The organism is Pseudoxanthomonas sp. 3HH-4 (assembly GCF_006716465.1).
Taxonomy (GTDB): Bacteria; Pseudomonadota; Gammaproteobacteria; order Xanthomonadales; family Xanthomonadaceae; genus Pseudoxanthomonas_A.
Genome location: NZ_VFPB01000001.1, coordinates 1,120,181 through 1,138,136, shown reverse-complemented (window position 1 = coordinate 1,138,136; position 17,956 = coordinate 1,120,181). Strand labels below are relative to the sequence as shown.

17 protein-coding genes are annotated in these 17,956 nt (G+C 65.5%); all 17 read left to right on the top strand.

All coding sequences use genetic code 11. The features are described from left to right. Nucleotides 1–164: 164 nt before the first annotated feature. The 17 genes from FB548_RS05140 (at nt 165) to FB548_RS05060 (ending at nt 17,955) form a co-directional block, all read left to right on the top strand. Nucleotides 165–626 (top strand): SUF system Fe-S cluster assembly regulator, encoded by a 462-nt coding sequence (locus FB548_RS05140; RefSeq protein ID WP_142123642.1) that lies wholly within the window; start codon nt 165–167, stop codon nt 624–626. 15 nt (nt 627–641) lie between these two features. Beyond that, nucleotides 642–2,081, top strand: coding sequence for a Fe-S cluster assembly protein SufB (gene sufB / locus FB548_RS05135; RefSeq protein ID WP_142123641.1), 1,440 nt, complete (start codon nt 642–644; stop codon nt 2,079–2,081). 154 nt (nt 2,082–2,235) lie between these two features. Next, on the top strand, nt 2,236–3,000 hold the full coding sequence (gene sufC / locus FB548_RS05130) for a Fe-S cluster assembly ATPase SufC (protein WP_142123640.1): 765 nt from the start codon (nt 2,236–2,238) through the stop codon (nt 2,998–3,000). Further along, on the top strand, nt 3,000–4,262 hold the full coding sequence (gene sufD, locus FB548_RS05125) for a Fe-S cluster assembly protein SufD (protein WP_142123639.1): 1,263 nt from the start codon (nt 3,000–3,002) through the stop codon (nt 4,260–4,262). The genes sufC and sufD overlap by 1 nt, the downstream gene beginning before the upstream one ends. Continuing rightward, complete coding sequence (locus tag FB548_RS05120) at nt 4,259–5,512, top strand: cysteine desulfurase (protein ID WP_142123638.1); 1,254 nt, start codon at nt 4,259–4,261, stop codon at nt 5,510–5,512. Before sufD ends, FB548_RS05120 begins: the two co-directional genes overlap by 4 nt. A gap of 133 nt (nt 5,513–5,645) precedes the next feature. Beyond that, nucleotides 5,646–6,185 (top strand): GNAT family N-acetyltransferase, encoded by a 540-nt coding sequence (locus FB548_RS05115; RefSeq protein WP_142123637.1) that lies wholly within the window; start codon nt 5,646–5,648, stop codon nt 6,183–6,185. Further along, nucleotides 6,182–6,514 (top strand): non-heme iron oxygenase ferredoxin subunit, encoded by a 333-nt coding sequence (locus tag FB548_RS05110; RefSeq protein ID WP_142123636.1) that lies wholly within the window; start codon nt 6,182–6,184, stop codon nt 6,512–6,514. The genes FB548_RS05115 and FB548_RS05110 overlap by 4 nt, the downstream gene beginning before the upstream one ends. A 98-nt stretch (nt 6,515–6,612) precedes the next feature. Further along, entirely contained in the window at nt 6,613–6,984 is a 372-nt protein-coding gene (locus tag FB548_RS05105) for a hypothetical protein (RefSeq protein WP_142123635.1), read from the top strand. 134 nt (nt 6,985–7,118) lie between these two features. Further along, entirely contained in the window at nt 7,119–9,350 is a 2,232-nt protein-coding gene (locus FB548_RS05100) for a TonB-dependent siderophore receptor (RefSeq protein ID WP_142123634.1), read from the top strand. Between the two features lie 76 nt (nt 9,351–9,426). Then, complete coding sequence (locus FB548_RS05095) at nt 9,427–10,113, top strand: Fe2+-dependent dioxygenase (RefSeq protein WP_142123633.1); 687 nt, start codon at nt 9,427–9,429, stop codon at nt 10,111–10,113. A gap of 150 nt (nt 10,114–10,263) precedes the next feature. Further along, entirely contained in the window at nt 10,264–10,680 is a 417-nt protein-coding gene (locus FB548_RS05090; protein ID WP_142123632.1) for a hypothetical protein, read from the top strand. Nucleotides 10,681–10,769: 89 nt separating this feature from the next. Continuing rightward, on the top strand, nt 10,770–13,133 hold the full coding sequence (locus FB548_RS05085; RefSeq protein ID WP_221625913.1) for a TonB-dependent receptor: 2,364 nt from the start codon (nt 10,770–10,772) through the stop codon (nt 13,131–13,133). Nucleotides 13,134–13,241: 108 nt separating this feature from the next. Further along, a complete protein-coding gene (locus FB548_RS05080; protein WP_142123631.1) occupies nt 13,242–13,877 on the top strand; it encodes a PepSY-associated TM helix domain-containing protein in 636 nt (211 codons plus the stop codon). Between the two features lie 25 nt (nt 13,878–13,902). Continuing rightward, complete coding sequence (locus tag FB548_RS05075; RefSeq protein WP_142123630.1) at nt 13,903–14,433, top strand: DUF2271 domain-containing protein; 531 nt, start codon at nt 13,903–13,905, stop codon at nt 14,431–14,433. Nucleotides 14,434–14,464: 31 nt separating this feature from the next. Continuing rightward, entirely contained in the window at nt 14,465–15,277 is an 813-nt protein-coding gene (locus FB548_RS05070; protein WP_142123629.1) for a DUF4198 domain-containing protein, read from the top strand. A 45-nt stretch (nt 15,278–15,322) separates the two neighbouring features. Then, nucleotides 15,323–16,315 carry an FAD:protein FMN transferase gene (locus tag FB548_RS05065; protein WP_142123628.1) on the top strand — a complete coding sequence of 331 codons (993 nt, stop codon included), beginning with the start codon at nt 15,323–15,325 and terminating at the stop codon, nt 16,313–16,315. Then, nucleotides 16,312–17,955, top strand: coding sequence for a sulfite reductase flavoprotein subunit alpha (locus tag FB548_RS05060; protein WP_142123627.1), 1,644 nt, complete (start codon nt 16,312–16,314; stop codon nt 17,953–17,955). Before FB548_RS05065 ends, FB548_RS05060 begins: the two co-directional genes overlap by 4 nt. Nucleotide 17,956: the final 1 nt, after the last annotated feature.

Genomic DNA, 17,956 nt, shown 5'->3' with positions numbered 1-17,956 from the left:
CATCTTCCTGACCGGACCCACCCGGCATCAGTCGCAGCCGTCAGCTATCGCGGGTGACATTCGTCAGCCCGCGTCCGCACGCCTGAACGGGGAATCCGTCGGGATTTGAGCCCCGGGGGACAAAAGCGTACAATTTCGGTACGTTTTTAAGACCCACCTCTCCCATGCTCCGTGTCACCAAGCTCACCGACTACGCCACCGTGGTCCTGACCGTGCTCGCCGCGCGTCCGGGCGAGGTTCTCAGTGCGTCCGACCTGGCGGAACATTCCGGCCTGGAGACGCCCACGGTCAGCAAGGTGCTGAAGCCTCTGGCGCAGGCCGGGCTGGTGGAAGGCCTGCGCGGCGTGCACGGCGGTTACCGCCTGAGCCGCGACGCGGCCGACATCAGCCTGATCCAGATCGTCGAGGCCATGGAAGGGCCCCTGGCGATGACCGAATGCAGCCAGAGCGAAAGCCACTGCGGCATCGCCCACCAGTGCGGGGCGCGCGCCAACTGGCGCCTGATCAACGACGTGGTGGCCGACGCCCTGAGCGGCTTCACCCTGGCCCAGATGATCGCCCCTCCCCTCTCCTCTTCCGACGACGTGCGCAGGCGACCCATCGCCGTGCATGTCGCCACTCGTTGAACCGCAGGCAGCCCCATGGCCACCGAAAACGCTGAAATCCTGGAACAGTTGGGACGTCGCTACGACGCCGGCTTCATCACCGACATCGAATCCGATTCGCTGCCGCCCGGCCTCGGCGAGGACGTGGTGCGCGCACTCTCGGCGAAGAAGGAAGAGCCCGAGTGGATGACCGAGTGGCGCCTGGCCGCCTATCGCCACTGGCTGACCATGCCGGTGCCGCACTGGGCCAAGCTGAAGATCGCGCCGATCGACTTCCAGGCCATCAGCTACTACTCCGCGCCGAAGGCCAAGTACGCCTCGCTGGATGAGGTGCCGCAGGAGCTGCTGGACACCTACGACAAGCTCGGCGTGCCACTGCACGAGCGCGCCAGGCTGGCCGGCGTGGCGGTGGACGCGGTGTTCGACTCCGTCTCCGTCGGCACCACGTTCCGCAAGGAGCTGGCCGAGAAGGGCGTGATCTTCTGCTCGATGAGCGAAGCCATCAAGGAACACCCGGCGCTGGTGAAGCAGTACCTGGGCAGCGTGGTGCCGGTGGGCGACAACTACTTCGCCGCGCTCAACTCAGCGGTGTTCTCCGATGGCAGCTTCGTGTTCATTCCCAGGGGCGTGCGCTGCCCGATGGAGCTCAGCACCTACTTCCGCATCAATGCCGGCCATACCGGCCAGTTCGAACGCACGCTGATCATCTGCGAGGACAAGGCGTCCGTGTCCTACCTGGAAGGCTGCACCGCGCCGATGCGCGACGAGAACCAGCTGCATGCCGCGGTGGTGGAACTGGTGGCGCTGGAAGACGCAGACATCAAGTACAGCACCGTGCAGAACTGGTACCCCGGCGACGAAGAAGGCCGTGGCGGCATCTACAACTTCGTCACCAAGCGCGCCGAATGCCGCGGCGCCCGCAGCAAGGTGGTGTGGACGCAGGTGGAGACCGGTTCGGCGATCACCTGGAAGTACCCCTCCTGCGTGCTGCTGGGCGACGACTCGGTGGGCGAATTCCACTCGGTCGCCCTGACCCACCATCGCCAACAGGCCGATACCGGCACCAAGATGATCCACGTCGGCAAGCGCACCAAGTCGAAGATCGTCAGCAAGGGCATCAGCGCCGGCCGTGGCCAGAACACCTACCGTGGCCTGGTGAAAGTGGACCGCAACGCCGACGGCGCGCGCAACCACACCCAGTGCGACAGCCTGCTGATCGGCAAGAAGTGCGGCGCCCACACCTTCCCCTATATCGAGGTGAAGAACCCGACGGCGACGCTGGAGCACGAGGCCACCACGTCCAAGATCAGCGACGACCAGATGTTCTACTGCCGCGCCCGCGGCATCAGCCAGGAAGACGCGGTGTCGATGATCGTCGACGGTTTCTGCAAGCAGGTCTTCCGCGAACTGCCTATGGAGTTCGCAGTGGAAGCAAAGAAGCTGCTGGAAGTCTCGCTGGAAGGCAGCGTGGGCTGACGGCTTTTCCCTTCTCCCTTGCGGGAGAAGGTGCCCGTAAGGCGGATGAGGGGCAACGAAGTCCGGTGGCATCAAACATATGGACTCCATCGTCCCTCACCCCAACCCCTCTCCCGTTGGGAGAGGGGCTCGAAAGAATCAAACGGAAACAAACATGCTCAAGATCGACAACCTCCACGCCAGCGTCGCCGGCAAGGAAATCCTGAAAGGCCTCTCGCTCGACGTGAAGCCGGGTCAGGTGCACGCCATCATGGGCCCAAACGGCGCCGGCAAGTCCACGCTGGGCAATATCCTGGCCGGCCGCGAGGGCTATGAGGTCACCGCGGGCACGGTGGAATTCGAAGGCAAGCCGCTGCTGGAACTGGAACCGGAAGAGCGCGCCGCCGCCGGCGTATTCCTGGCGTTCCAGTACCCGGTCGAAATCCCGGGCGTGAACAACACCTACTTCCTGCGCGCCGCGCTCAACGCCCAGCGCAAGGCGCGTGGCGAGACGGAACTGGATTCCATGCAGTTCCTCAAGCTGGTTCGCGAGAAGCTGGCCGTGCTGCACCTGAAGGACGAGCTGCTGCATCGCGGCGTCAACGAAGGTTTCAGCGGTGGCGAGAAGAAGCGCAACGAGATCTTCCAGCTCGCCGTGCTGGAACCGAAGCTGGCCATCCTGGACGAAACCGACAGCGGCCTGGACATCGACGCGCTGAAGAACGTCGCCGAGGGCGTCAATGCCTTGCGTTCGCCCGATCGCGCCTTCCTGGTCATCACGCATTACCAGCGCCTGCTCGACTACATCAAGCCGGACGTGGTGCATGTGCTCGCCAATGGCCGCATCGTGGAAACCGGTGGCCCCGAGTTGGCGCTGGAACTCGAACAGCACGGCTACGCGTGGATCAAGGACCGCGTGGCGCCGGAGAAGGTCGCCTGATGAGCGCGCTGCTGGATTCCCTGTCCGCCGGTTTCAATGGCGACGCGGCGCGGCGCGCCCTACTGGATGAAGCCCTGCGCGACGGCCTGCCCGGCCCGCGCACGGAAGCATGGAAATACACCTCGCTGCGCCAACTGGAGCGTCGCAGCTTCGCCGGCGTGGACGCCGCGCCCGCCGTGGACCCGATGGTCTTGGCCCACATCCCGGCACCACGTGCGGTGTTCGTCAACGGCCGCTATTCCGTCGCACTGTCGCTGACGACCGACCTGCCCGACGGGGTCAGCCTGCAGTTGCTGTCCGAAGCCCTTGCCGAGGGCGGCGATGCGGCGCGCTTCCTGCAGCGCCGCTTCGAGCGTGGCGACGAAGTATTCGCCCGCCTCAACGCCGCGCTCGCCACCGAAGGCGTTCTGCTGCGCGCCGGGGAAGGGACGCGCAGCGAACAGCCCTTGCACCTGGTCTTCATCGGCGCCGAAGACGGCATCGACCGTGCCTGGCACCTGCGTAACCTGATCGAACTCCGCGCGGGCGCCGCACTGACCGTGGTGGAGCACCATGTCGCCATCGGCGCGCACGCGCACCTCATCAACGCCCTGAGCCATGTGCACCTGGCGCAGGGCGCCCGCCTGACGCATGCGCGCGTCGAAGCCGACAGCGCACGCGCCACCACGCTGCTGCGCACCGACGCGGTACTGGCCCGTGACACCGTGTACCGTCGCGTGGACCTGGAGCTCGATGGCGGCCTGTCCCGCCATGAACTGAATGTCCGCCTGGAAGGCAATGGCGCGCGCCTGATCGCCAATGGCGTGCTGCTGGCGCACGGTCGCCGCCATGTGGACACGCGCCTGGGTATCGACCACATCGCCCGCGATACCGCCTGCGAGCTGACCTGGCGCGGCCTGGGTGCCGGCCGCGGTCGCGTGGTCTTCCATGGCGGCATCCTGATCCGCGAGGGCGCGGACGGTACCGACGCGGCGCTGTCGAACAAGAACCTGCTGCTCTCCGACAACGCAGAGATCGACACCCAGCCGGTGCTCGAGATCCACGCCGACGAAGTGAAGGCGGCTCATGGCGCCACCGTCGGCCAACTGGAAGCCAACGCGCTGTTCTACCTGCGCTCCCGCGGCCTGTCGGCGCCGGAAGCCCAGCAGCTGCTGACGGCCGCATTCTGCCGCGAACCGCTGTCGGTCATCGAGAATGCGGGGCTGCGCGACCTGCTGGTGGCGCGCGTCGATGCGGCGCTGGCGACCTTGGGCGCGGCATGAACCACGAGACCTATCATGCGCCTGCGGCGGAAACCGGCGTCGACTGGGACCGGGTCCGCGCCGATTTCCCCTTGCTGACGCGCCAGGTCAACGGCAAGCCGCTGATTTATCTTGACAGCGCCAACACCGGCCAGAAGCCGTCATCGGTCATCGAGACCGTCGACGCGTTCTACCGGCAGCACAACGCCAACGTCAGCCGTGCCGTGCACACGCTCGGCACCGAGGCGACCGAGGCCTACGAAGGCGCGCGCAGAAAGCTGGCACGCTTCCTCAATGTGCGCCCGGACGAACTGGTGCTGTGCAGCGGCACCACGTTCGCAATCAATCTGGTCGCCTACTCGTGGGCACTGCCGCGCCTGAAGGCCGGCGACACGATCCTGGTGTCGCGCATGGAGCACCACGCCAACATCGTGCCGTGGCAGCTGGTCGCCCAGCGCACCGGCGCGACGGTGAAGGTCGCGGAGATCCATGCCGACGGCACGCTCGACCTCGATGCGTTGTATGCCGCGATGACCGGCGACGTGAAACTGCTGGCCATCACCCACACCTCCAATGTGCTGGGGACCGTGAACCCGGTGCGCGAAATCTGCCGCGAGGCCCGCAAGCGCGGCATCGTCACTGTCGTCGACGGCTCGCAGGCCGTGCCGCACCGCGCGGTCGACATCGCCGCCATCGGGTGCGACTTCTACGCGTTCACCGGCCACAAGATGTGCGGCCCCACCGGCACCGGCGCGCTGTGGGCACGCAAGGAACACCTGCAGGCCATGCCGCCCTTCATCGGTGGCGGCGAGATGATCAAGGAAGTCAGCTTCGACGGCACCGTCTTCAACGACGCGCCGCACAAGTTCGAAGCCGGCACGCCCAACATCGCCGGCTTCATCGGCCTGGGCGCCGCGGTCGACTACCTGGATGCGCTGGGGATGGAGAAGGTCGAGGCACGCGAAGCGGAACTGCTGGCGCATGCCACCGAGGAACTGGACAGGATCGAGGGGCTGCGCATCTTCGGCCGGGCGCAGGAAAAGGCGGCCGTGATCTCGTTCCTGATCGAAGGCGCCCATGCCCACGACCTGGCCACGCTGCTGGACCTGGAGGGCGTTGCGGTGCGCTCAGGCCAGCATTGCGCCCATCCGCTACTGCAGTTCTACGGCGTGGCGGCCACGCTGCGGGCGTCGTTCGCGTTCTACAACACGCACGAGGAAGTGGAGCGCTTCATTGCCGCACTGAAGAAGGTGCGTACCCTGCTGGCGTAACACGTTCTTCTGCGGGAGCGATGTCAGTCGCGACCGCGACTTCTCTGGCTGCAGGAACTGCCGGGGCCTGGTGGGATCGCGGTCGCGACTGACGTCGCTCCTACAGGTTGTCGGATTTCCGTAGAATCCGGCCATGGACACCCTGATATTCCGCACGGCCACCTTGGCCGACATTCCCGACCTCGTCACCCTGGTAACGTCCGCCTATCGCGGTGACGTAAGCAAGCGGGGCTGGACCACCGAAGCCGACCTTCTGGACGGCCAGCGCATCGATGCCGACGCGCTTCGCCGCGACATCGAACGGCCGCGCAGCAGGATCGTCATCGCCGAACGAGATGGTGCGCTACTCGCTTGTGCACACGTAGCGGACGACGACGGCACCGGCTACTTCGGCATGTTCTCGGTGCGTCCGGACCTGCAGGGTGCTGGCGTTGGGAAAGCCATGCTGGCGGAGGCAGAGCGTATCGCGCGCGCCGAGTGGCGACTGCCTGCCATGCGCATGACCGTGATCGACCTCCGTGATGAATTGATTGCCTTCTATGAGCGGCGCGGCTATGCGCGTACCGGGATCAAGAAGCCGTTCCCCTATGGCGATGCGCGCTACGGCATTCCCAAGCGCGACGACCTGCGTTTCGAGGTCCTGGAGAAGCCGCTATCGGGGGACACGGCATGAGCGGGACATGGACCTTCGTCTGTGCCACCGGCGAGTTGCTGCCCGGGGAAATGAAGACCGTCTTCGACGAAGTCACCGGCACACCGATCGTGGTCGTCAACCAGGACGGGGCGCTGTATGCGCTCGAGGATAAGTGCAGTCATGAGGATTTCGAGCTGTCGTCGGGCAGTTTCGACCCGGCCGAGGGCAGCATCGAGTGCGTGCTGCATGGTGCGCGGTTCGATGTCAGGGACGGGCGCGCCCTCTGCGCACCGGCTTATTCGCCGGTGGTGAAGTTTCCGACCCGGATCGAACACGGTGGCGTCTGGACCCGGGACGACCGGGACTGAGTCCGGAATGTGAAGCTTTTGTTGTAATCGCAAATAATTCTCATTATCCTGTCGCACCGCTGCGACAGGCTGTCGCAGCCGACCCGTCCGAGGCCTTGGTGCTGCGCGAGACCCGCCCTTTCCCGACCATGTTCGCCAGCTTGCTGCTGGCGTGCCTGCTCGTGCTGGCAGGCGGTTCGCCCCGGATCTTCTCTGACATGGTCGCCCAGACCGGAAGCGCATCGGCAGCGTCATCCCAGCACGATGATCTGTCCGATCTACGGGACGACATGCACGCTGCGTCCGCCGCTCTGGTGGACAAGGCAACGGAAAGCCCACCGGTGCCGGCGGAGTGCGAAGGCGATGACGCTGTCGTCTCGCCCCCCTGCGGGCCGGTGTTGTCCCGGACACGCGCTGACGTTGGTGGTCACACCGACATGGCACCGCCGCGCGACATCCGTCACCCGGGCCGCGGACCGCCCTACGCCTGACCGCGTGCGCCGCATCCGTCGGCGCCGCCGGCTGCTGCCTCCCGATCCTTGCGCCGACCGGGGTCGACCCGTCTCCATTACCTTCCCGCCAGCCTTCGCCACCGGGTGTTCCTTCACCGCACCTGAGGATGCTCATGAACCTGCGCCACTCTCCCCTCGCCACTGCCCTGCTGCTGGCCATCACCACGCCTGCCTTCGCCGCTCCGGCCGGCGACGCCCCCGCCGACGCGGCCATGCAGGCCAAGGAACTCGACGCCATCGAAGTGCACGGTGAACGCGTGCAGAAAGCGAGTTCACCGAAGTACACCGAAGAACTGCTCGACACGCCGCAGACCATCACCGTGGTCACCAGCGAAGTGATGGCGCAGCAGAACCTGCTCGGGCTGCGGGACGTGCTCAGCACGCTGCCCGGCATCACCTTCGGCGCCGGTGAAGGCGGCGGCGGCTACGGCGACAGCATCAATCTGCGCGGCTTCAACGCCACCACCGACATCACCGTGGACGGTGTGCGCGACAGTGCCCAGTACACCCGCACGGATAACTTCAATCTCGAATCGATCGAACTGATCAACGGCGCCAATTCGGCCATGTCGGGTGCGGGCTCGGTGGGCGGCAACATCAACCTGGTCAGCAAGATGGCAAGGGAGGGCAGCTTCAATACCTTCACGCTGGGTGCCGGCAAGGACAGCTTCGGTCGGGCAACCGTGGACAGCAATACCGACCTGGGCAAGGGCCAGGCGCTGCGCGTGAATGCGATGATCCATCGCAACGACGTGCCCGATCGCGATGTCGAGGAATACAAGCGCTGGGGCATAGCGCCTTCGTTCGCGATCGGTCTCGGTACGGATACCCGCTTCACACTCAGCTACGTGCACCAGCACGACGAGAACATTCCGGAGTACGGACTGCCTTACTTCGCGGCCTATGGCGGATTGCTGCCCGGCGTCAGCCGTGAAGCCTACTTCGGCTACCGCAACATGGACACGCAGGAGATCGATGTCGACGTACTGACGGGCGTGTTCGAGCATGATCTCAGCGATACAGCCTCGCTGCGCAGCCTGGCCCGCTATCAGAAGGTGGACCAGTACACGGTGGTCAATCCGACCCAGGGCACCTGGTGCCTCGACAGCGGCGTCAACCCCGCCAACGGTCAGTCCTGTGCTGCGCCGGGAACCTACCAGCCCAGCGGCCCGCGTGGAACCACCCGCGACACGACGAACGGCCTGGCCCTCAGCCAGACCGATCTGACCACTCGGTTCAGCACCGGCAGCGTTGAGCATGCACTGGTCGCCGGCGTCTCGTTCATGCACGAAACCTACGAACTGGACAACGGCAACACGCAGCGCAACGCCGACGGAACGTCACCGGTCTATCCAGTGATGGACATCCACAATCCCAATAACGTGTACACGGGGCCGGTCAACTACATTCGCGCAGGGCACACGGACGGCACGCTGGACAACCAGGCGCTCTACGCGTTCGACACGCTGAAGTTCAATCCGAGATGGGAACTCGCGCTGGGCGCGCGATACGAACACAACGAGGGCGACACCCGGACCATCAACTTCAGTACCGGAGCGATCAGCAAGTTCGAGAATGAAGACGACTTGTTCTCGTACCGCGCCGGCCTCCTGTTCAAGCCGGCGGAGAATGGCAGTGTCTACCTGTCCTACGCCAACTCGAAGACGCCATCGAAGGCATCCGTGAACGGAGCCTGCAATGCAGCGACTTGCGAGGTCGATCCGGAAACCGCAGTCAACATCGAACTGGGTACCAAGTGGAATCTGCTGGAGGACAGGCTGGCAGTGACAGCAGCCCTGTTCCGCAACGAACGCCAGAACTACAAGGTGGCCGACCCCAACAACCCGGACAATCCCTCCGGCACGCAGCAGCTGGATGGCAAGGCGCGCGTGGACGGTATCGCACTGGGCATGGCCGGCAACATCACCCGCGCGTGGTCGATCTTCGCCAACTACACCTACCTGGACAGCGAAGTCCTGCAGAGCGTGTCGGACCATGTGCGCGAGACCACCGGCGTCGACGCCCAGGCAGGCAATCCGCTGCCGAATACGCCGGAGCATTCGGCCAGTGTTTGGACCGCCTACGCGCTGCAGGGCTGGACGTTCGGTTACGGCGTCACCTACCAGGGCGATTTCTATACCGCGAGCACGGCGAATGCCCCGCGCGTGAAGAGCTACACCATGCACCGTGCGATGGCGGGTTACCAGTTCAATGCGCGCTTCGGACTGCAGCTGAACATCGACAACCTGTTCGACAAGGCGTATTTCACCCGCGTGCGCAACAACGGCTGGGCGACGCCGGGCGCGGCCCGCTCCGCAGTGCTGACAGCCACCTTCAAGTTCTGATCCGCAGGATGCGCTAGGCCCCACTTGCCCCGCCCATGCAGAATGGGCGGGGTTCTCCGTTCAAAGGCGACCGACGATGCTGCTGCCCATTCCTGATGTGCTGACACCGACCCAGGTCGCTCGGGCCCGCACAGTGCTCGACGCCGCCGACTGGGCCGACGGCCGCATCACCGCCGGCTATCAGTCAGCGAAGGCCAAGGACAACGCGCAACTGCCGGAGGACTCGCCTGCTGCGCGTGATGTCGGCGCCATGGTGCTCGACGCGTTGGCGCGCAACAGCACGTTCTTTTCCGCAGCGCTGCCGAAGCGCATCTATCCGCCCCTGTTCAATCGCTACGGCGGCGGCCAGTCGTTCGGTTACCACGTCGACAACGCCATCCGCTACGACCGCAGCCGCGGTGGCGTGGAGCCGGTTCGGACCGACCTGTCGGCCACGCTCTTCCTCAGCGCGCCGGACGAGTACGACGGCGGCGAACTGATCATCGAAGACACTTTCGGCACCCAGAGCGTGAAGCTGCCGGCCGGACACATGGTGCTGTATCCCGGCACCAGCCTGCACAAGGTCACCCCGGTGACGCGGGGCGCGCGCGTGGCGTCCTTCTTCTGGATGCAGAGCATGGTGCGCGACGATGGGCACCGGCGACTGATGTTCGACTTGGACGTCTCGATCCGCCGCCTGAGCGCCGATGTGCCCGACCATCCCGCACTGGTCCAGTTGACCGGCGTGTATCACAACCTGCTCAGGCAGTGGGCCGAGACCTGATCCCCCGCCCGGGACGCGGCCAAGATTCGTTCTTGTTTGCACTTGATAAGTATTCTCATTTAAAATGACCCTGTTCGACGTGCCGCTCTTGGCACGTCGCCGGGGAGCCGCTTGATCCACGTCCGTCCCACCGCTGTCAGCCCAATCCGCGTGTCCCGTCGACACGCGTCGTCTTGGCATGCGGGCTTGGTGGCCGCCGTGTTGTGGGGCGTGCTGGCCCTGTTGGGCCTCGCCGCTGCCGGTCTGCTGCACCCCGATGCCTCCAGCGTCCATGCCGTCTCCTACACCGGGCATGTGTCGGCGCATGTCCAGGATGGCGACCCACCGTACGACGTTCGACACCGCGCGCATCACCTGAAGAAACCGCGTCTCAGCGCACTGCAGGTCTTCACGCTCGTGTCGCCGGTCACTACGCCGACCGTGTTTTCTTCCCGCGATTCCGACGCCCCAGGAAGTTGCGACCTGCATTCACAGCGCCGTGTCTCCCACGACGCGTTGCCTCCTGGCCGTATCTGTCCCGCCCTCCGACTGCATCCGGGCCAAGCGCCGCCGCCGCACGCAGCCTGACGGCCTCTTCGCCCGTACCGCGGGGGCCTGCATGACCGCACGCCGCCAGGCGCGTGCCTCCCTACCCTGTCCCCACTTCGATGAACCTCATGAAGAACTCTTGCAGCTCCCTGCAGGCGCCGCTGCGCCGCACCCGTCTTGCCATCGCACTTATCGCCGTCGTGTCCGCGCCGGCACTCGCCCAGCCGATGCCGGATGGCGCCACCGATGCCACCGATCTCGACACCGTCGTGGTCACCGCCGCCGGCTTCGAACAGAAGATCACCGATGCGCCGGCCAGCATCAGTGTGATCACGGCGGAAGAGCTGCGCCAGCGCCCCTATATCACGCTGATCGACGCCGTGCGCGACCTGGAAGGCGTGGACGTCGGCGAGACGTCGGACAAGACCGGCCAGAAGACGATCAGCATTCGAGGCATGGGGCCGGACTACACGTTGATCCTCATCGACGGCAAGCGCCAGAACAACCACGGCGACATCTATCCGAACGCGTTCGGCGGAAACCAGTTCAACCACATCCCGCCGCTGGACATGATCCAGCGCATCGAAGTGATCCGGGGCCCGGCCTCCACGCTGTACGGCGCGGATGCGCTGGGCGGCGTCATCAACATCATCACGCGCAAGGTCTCGGACCGCTGGCAGGGCTCGGCCACGCTGGGCCACGGGATCCAGGAGAACAACGATTTCGGCAGCGACAGCACCTTCGACTTCATGCTGATGGGGCCACTGGTGAAGGACCGCCTGGGCATGGGGGTACGCGGCTCCTGGTACGAGCGCAATGCATCCACGCCGGAATATGAAGCCATCACGGCGCCTGACGGCACGGTGTTCGAGCGGGCACTGGGCTTCGGTGGCGGCGGCAAGACGGTGGACAACACCAACAAGAGCGCTGGCGTCACGCTGAGCTGGACGCCGACGGACAACCAGAGCTTCGTCTTCGACTACGACACGTCGAAGCAGGTGTATGACAACACGCCGTACATCAACAATCTCGGTACCGAAACCTACCCGCTGGGCACGGTGGACGGGCTGGCCGGCATCTGGCGCGCGGCGCCCCAGGTGGGATACGCGGCCGACCAGGAATTCACCCGGGACCAGTGGTCGGTCACGCACAACGGCCAGTGGGCGCTCGGCGACAGTTTCATCTCGCTGGCCCACATCGATACCGGCAACCATGGCCGCACCCTGCCGTTCACCGTCGCCGAGCGCCTGCTGCACCGGCAGATCTTCCAGGGCACGGGAGCGTACGCAGGATTGAGCGTCGCCGAGCGCCAGGGCATCGCGGTCTCCACCTTTCTGCCGCGTCCGAAACGCACCATGGACAGCAGCCAGTACACACTGGATGCGAAGCTCGACTTCGCGCTCGGCCAGGCTCACCGCGTCGTGGTCGGCGGACAGCTCATCGATGGCGAACTGGAAGACGGCGTCTTCGGCATGGAAGGCGGCGGCGATGGTGGCGGCACCGTGCAGGAGCACAAGATGTGGTCGCTGTTCGCCGAGGACAACTGGAACCCGCTCGATGCACTGACCATCACGCTGGGTGTGCGCCATGACGACCACAGCGTGTTCGGCAGCCAGCTGAGTCCGCGCGCCTATGCCGTGTGGGATATCAGTGAAGCATGGACACTGAAGGGCGGCGTCAGCACCGGCTTCAAGACGCCCAAGACCACGGACCTGTACGACGGCGTCACCGGCTTCGGCGGCCAGGGCACCACGCCCTTCGTCGGCAACCCGGACCTGCAGCCCGAGACCAGCGTCAACAGCGAGATCGCGCTGTACTGGACATCGCCGGACAACGCGCACAACTTCAACGTCACCGTGTTCCGCAACGACTTCGACGACAAGATCGCGCGCGGCGAGACCAGCCTGAGCTGCGAGCAGACGGGTGGCGTACGCCCGTGCGCCAATCTGGGCGACTACGCGCTGCTGGGTTACACCACCTACGCGCAGAACATCAACATCGACGAAGTCCGCATCCAGGGTGCAGAGATCGCGGGCCGTTGGGGCATCACCGAAACCCTCTCACTGCGCGCCAACTACACCTTCACCGACAGCGAACAGCTCAGTGGTGCGCAGAAGGGCCTTCCGCTGACCAATACAGCCCGGCACATGGCGAACACCAGCCTCAACTGGCAGGCCACCGAGAATTTCAGCCTGCAGCTGCTGGCGGAAGCCCGTTCCAAGCGCTATCGCGACACCATCAATGGCGTGCGCCGCGACTACCAGGACTACACGGTGCTGCACTTGGGCGCGCAATACCGCTTCAACGAGCATGTCTCGGTATCGGGCCGCATCAACAACCTGCTCGACGAGGACTTCACCACCTTCCAGACGGTCTTCAGCGACCTCAACAACGACGGCATCTATACCTCCAACGAAGTGTCGTACCTGGACGACTACAACAACAAGGACAAGTCGCGGAACCTGTGGCTGAGCCTCAACGTCAACTTCTGACGCTGAAGTGCCTTCCCCTCTCCACGTGGGAGGGGCGCACTCTTAATTGAGAGCCATTCTCATCTGTGATGTAATGACTACCCGCCTCAACCTGCGCCGAGACTGCCGTTGTCCCCTCCCGCTTCCCCTGCCCTCCAGCAACAACGCCGTGGCTTCTGGCTGCGCACGTTGCACCAGTGGCACTGGATCAGTTCGGCGGTATGCCTGATCGGCATGCTGCTGTTCGCGATCACGGGGATCACGCTGAACCACGCCGCCAAGATCGAAGCCACGCCCGAGGTCACCCACCTTACCGCCACCCTTCCTGCACCCGTCGTCGCCACGCTGGGCGATCGGCAGGAAGGTAATGCACCCCTGCCTGCGGCCGTTGGCGACTGGCTGGCGCAGGAACTGTCGATATCGATCGGCACGCGACCCGCAGAGTGGTCCGACACGGAGTTGTACCTCTCGATGCCCGGGCCCGGCGCCGATGCGTGGCTGAGCATCGACCGCGAAACCGGCGCCGTCGAGTACGAGCGAACCAGCCGAGGCTGGATCTCCTACTTCAACGACCTGCACAAGGGCCGCAATGCCGGGCCGGCGTGGGGATGGTTCCTGGACATCTTCGCCGTGGCCTGCCTGGTGTTCTGCATCACCGGCCTGTTCCTGCTCTACCTGCACGGCCGGCAGCGCCGCATGACCTGGCCGATGGTGGGCCTGGGCCTGCTGGTACCGCTGCTGATCGCGCTGCTCTTCATCCATTGACCCTTTCCCCTACCCGGAACCTCGCATGTCGAAGATCGCTGTCCACACCACGCTGACCATCGCGCTCAGCGGCCTGCTGGCCGCGCCGGCCTACGCCGCGACGCTCGAGGTCAATGTCGAGATCCCCAAACTCAACGTGGCCGAATACCACCGTCCTTATGTCGCCGTATGGATCGAAGGTGCGGACCAGAAGGTCGCCGCCAACCTCTCCGTCTGGTACCAGCAGACCAGCAACTCCGAAGGCCATGGCACCAAGTGGCTGCCTGACATGCGCCAGTGGTGGCGCAAGTCCGGCCGCGCGCTGAAGGTGCCGGTGGATGGCGTGACGGGGCCCACCAAACCGGTCGGCAAGCACGCGTTGAGCTTCAGCGACAAGCAGCACCTGGCCAAGCTGGCGCCCGGTCAGTACACGCTGGTCGTCGAAGCAGCGCGCGAAGTCGGTGGTCGTGAACTGCTGAAGATCCCTTTCACCTGGCCCGCCAAGGGCGCTCCTCAGTCGGGCAAGGCGCAGGGCGCCACCGAACTGGGCGCCGTCACGCTGACGGTCAAGCCTTGATCCTCATCCACCTGCCCCGCTGGAGATTCCGATGAAGCGTTCCCTCGCCGTTGCCATTGTCCTGGCCTCCACCATCCCCGCCACCGCGCTGGCGCACAAGGCGTGGCTGCAGCCCTCGCAGACCGTCATCGCCGGGACCAATCCGTGGATCACGGTGGATGCTGCGGTGTCCAACGACCTGTTCTACTTCAACCACGTGCCGCTGCGCACCGAAGGCTTAGTCATCACCGCGCCGGATGGCACCTCCGCCGAGGCGCAGAACCTCGCCACGGGCAAGTACCGAACGGTGTTCGATGTCGAGCTGAAACAGCAGGGCACCTACCGCATCGCCACGGTCAACAAGAACCTGATGGTTCGCTGGGAAGGCGCCGACGGCAAGCCGGGTGGCCTGCGGGGCGCGAAGCCTGAAGATCTGGCGACCAAGGTACCGAAGGACGCCAAGAACCTGCAGGTGTCGCAGTCGATCGGCCGCATCGAAACGTTCGTGACCAATGGGGCGCCGAACGACACCGCGCTGAAGAGCACGGGGGAAGGCATCGAACTGGTGCCGGTGACGCACCCGAACGACCTCTTCGCAGGTGAAGCGGCCACCTTCCGGATGCTGGTCGACGGCAAGCCCGCGGCCGGCCTGGAATTCGAGATCACGCGCGGTGGCACGCGCTATCGCAACGCGCAGGAAGAGATCAAGGTCACCACCGACGCAAGCGGCGAGTTCAGCGTGACCTGGCCGGAAGCCGGCATGTACTGGCTTGAAACCGGGACACAGGATGACAAGACGTCGATCCCGCAGGCCAAGCAGCGTCGCTTGAGCTACGTGGCCACGCTCGAAGTGCTGCCGCAGTAATCCCACATGGCGCCGCCGGACAGGCATCCGGCGGCGCCCATTCGAATGAACGTCTCCCTCTCCCCGCCCTCCGCACCTCCATCGCCCGTGCAAGCAATCCACGGGCAGACCATGGGCACTACCTGGTCGGTGCAATGCTCGAGCATGACGCGCCTTGATCTCCACACACTGCATGACGCGGTCCAGGCGCGCCTGGACCAGGTCGTGGCACAGATGAGTACGTGGCATGCGGACACGGACATCATGCGCTTCAGCCGTGGCAGGGCGGGAGAATGGTTCGCGTTGCAGGACGACTTCCTGCACGTGCTGACAGCAGCGCTCGAGATCGCGGCCGCCAGCGAGGGCGCCTTCGATCCGACCGTATCGCCCCTGGTGGCCGCGTGGGGTTTCGGCGCGCATGCGGGCGGGCGCGGACGTCCCACGCCGGCCAATCTCGTCGCGGCGCGCGCGCGCGTTGGCTGGCAGCACCTCTGCTTCGATGCAAACCAACGCCGCGTCAGGCAGCCCGGCGGCCTCATGCTCGATCTGTCGGCCATCGCCAAGGGCTACGGCGTGGATGTCATCGCGACGCTGCTGCGCCATCGTGGCATCGACAGCGCGCTGGTCGAAGTCGGCGGCGAGCTGTACGGCTATGGACACAAGTTCGACGACCAGCCCTGGCGCGTGCTGGTGGAGTCATCGCCGGATGAAGAAGTGGACAGCGAGGGCTTGGAGCCGCGCGTGCTCATCCTCGATGGTGTGGCGGTCGCGACCTCAGGTGATCGCTGGCATGCCTATGCGCATGAAGGTCGTCGCTACTCGCACACCATCGACCCGCGCAGTGGCGAACCGGTGACCGATGCCGCAGCGGCGGTCACCGTGGTGGCGGCCGATGCCATGCGAGCCGATGCGTGGGCGACCGCGTTGACCGTGATGGGGGCAACTGCTGGACAGGCATTCGCAGCGCGCCACGGATTGGCTGCGCGCTTCCTGCAACGCTCTGCACAAGGTCTACAGGAAACGATGACGCCCGCGTTCGAGCGACACCTCGCGGCATGAGGGCGTCCCCGGCTCCCTCGCGCGGAATCGCTCCGCTGCTGGGCAACACGTTCGCAATCCTGCTGCTGGCAGCATGCGCGTGGCTGTTCGCACGCCTGCACGAGGGCGACTGGTGGTTGGCCACTCCATCGGCGGCACGCGGATATGCCGCTGCGGCAGCGCTGCTTGCGTACGCAGGATTGACGGGCTTGTTCCTGCAACGCGCCCGCGTGCGCCAGCGCACCGCCCAGCCCAGCACGCAGGCCGCGCACGATGCAGTGTGGGTAGTGCATGCCAGCCAGACAGGCTTCGCGCTGGAACTGGCCGACCTGACCGCCGCCTCGCTCCGCCACAGCGGCGTGGCCGTGCAACGCGCGGGACTCGAGCACCTGGATGCGGTCAAGCTGAAGAGCATGACCCGCGCAGTCTTCGTGGTCAGTACGACCGGCGAGGGCGATCCCCCGGACCCCGCCCTGGGCTTCGTGCGCCGGGTGATGCCGCAACCGCTTCCGCTGGCGGGATTGCAGTACGCCGTGCTCGCTCTGGGCGACCGCGAGTACGCGCACTTCTGTGCTTTCGGTCATCAGCTTGACGACTGGCTGCGCCGCCACGGTGCGCAACCGCTGTTCGACCTGGTCGAAGTAGACAACGCCGACGACAGCGCGCTGCGCCATTGGCAGCACCACATCGGCCAGCTCGGCAACGGCGCCGACATGCCCGACTGGTCGACGCCACGCTACGAATCCTGGCGGTTGCGCGAACGCATCGAACTGAATCCCGGAAGCCTCGGCGGCCCCGCGTTCCATCTTTCGCTGGAGCCCGTTGAAGGCACGATGCCGGCATGGACTGCCGGCGACATTGCCGAGATCGGTCCACGACACGCCGTGGCCGATGTCGAGGCTCTCCTGCTTGCCTGTGGCCTGCAGGGCGATGCGGTCGTGGACTGGCAGGGCGAACGGGTGGCGCTGGCCGACGCGCTCGCACGCAGTCAGTGGCCCTCCACGACCCGAGGGGCCCTGCTTACGGACGCGCAAGTGCTCATTGACGCCTGCGCGCCGCTGCCTCATCGCGAGTACTCCGTTGCGTCGATACCCGAAGATGGCGCTCTGCACCTGCTGGTCCGCCTGATGCAGCGCGCAGACGGTGCGCCCGGACTCGGTAGCGGATGGTTGTGCCGTCACGCCCGACCTGGAGAAACGATTGCCCTGCGCATCCGGAGCAATCCGAACTTCCACCCCCCTGCTGCCCACGTGCCGATGGTGCTGATCGGCAACGGTACGGGGCTGGCGGGATTGCGCGCGCACTTGAAGGCACGGTTGCAGGCGGGAGCGACCCGAAACTGGCTGCTGTTCGGCGAACGCCAGCGTACCCGCGACTTCTTCCATGCCGACGAACTGATGGCATGGCACTCACAGGGTGCACTCGAATACCTTGACCTGGCGTTCTCCCGCGACGACGGCGAACACCGGTATGTCCAGCACGCCCTGCTGGCGCAAGCCGAGCGTCTTCGCCAGTGGGTCGACGAAGGGGCCGCTCTGTACGTCTGCGGCAGCCTGGCGGGCATGGCGCCGGACGTGGACGCCACGCTGCGCCAGATACTCGGAGATGACAGGGCCGAGCTACTGCGTGGCGACGGGCGCTACCGCCGCGACGTGTACTGAC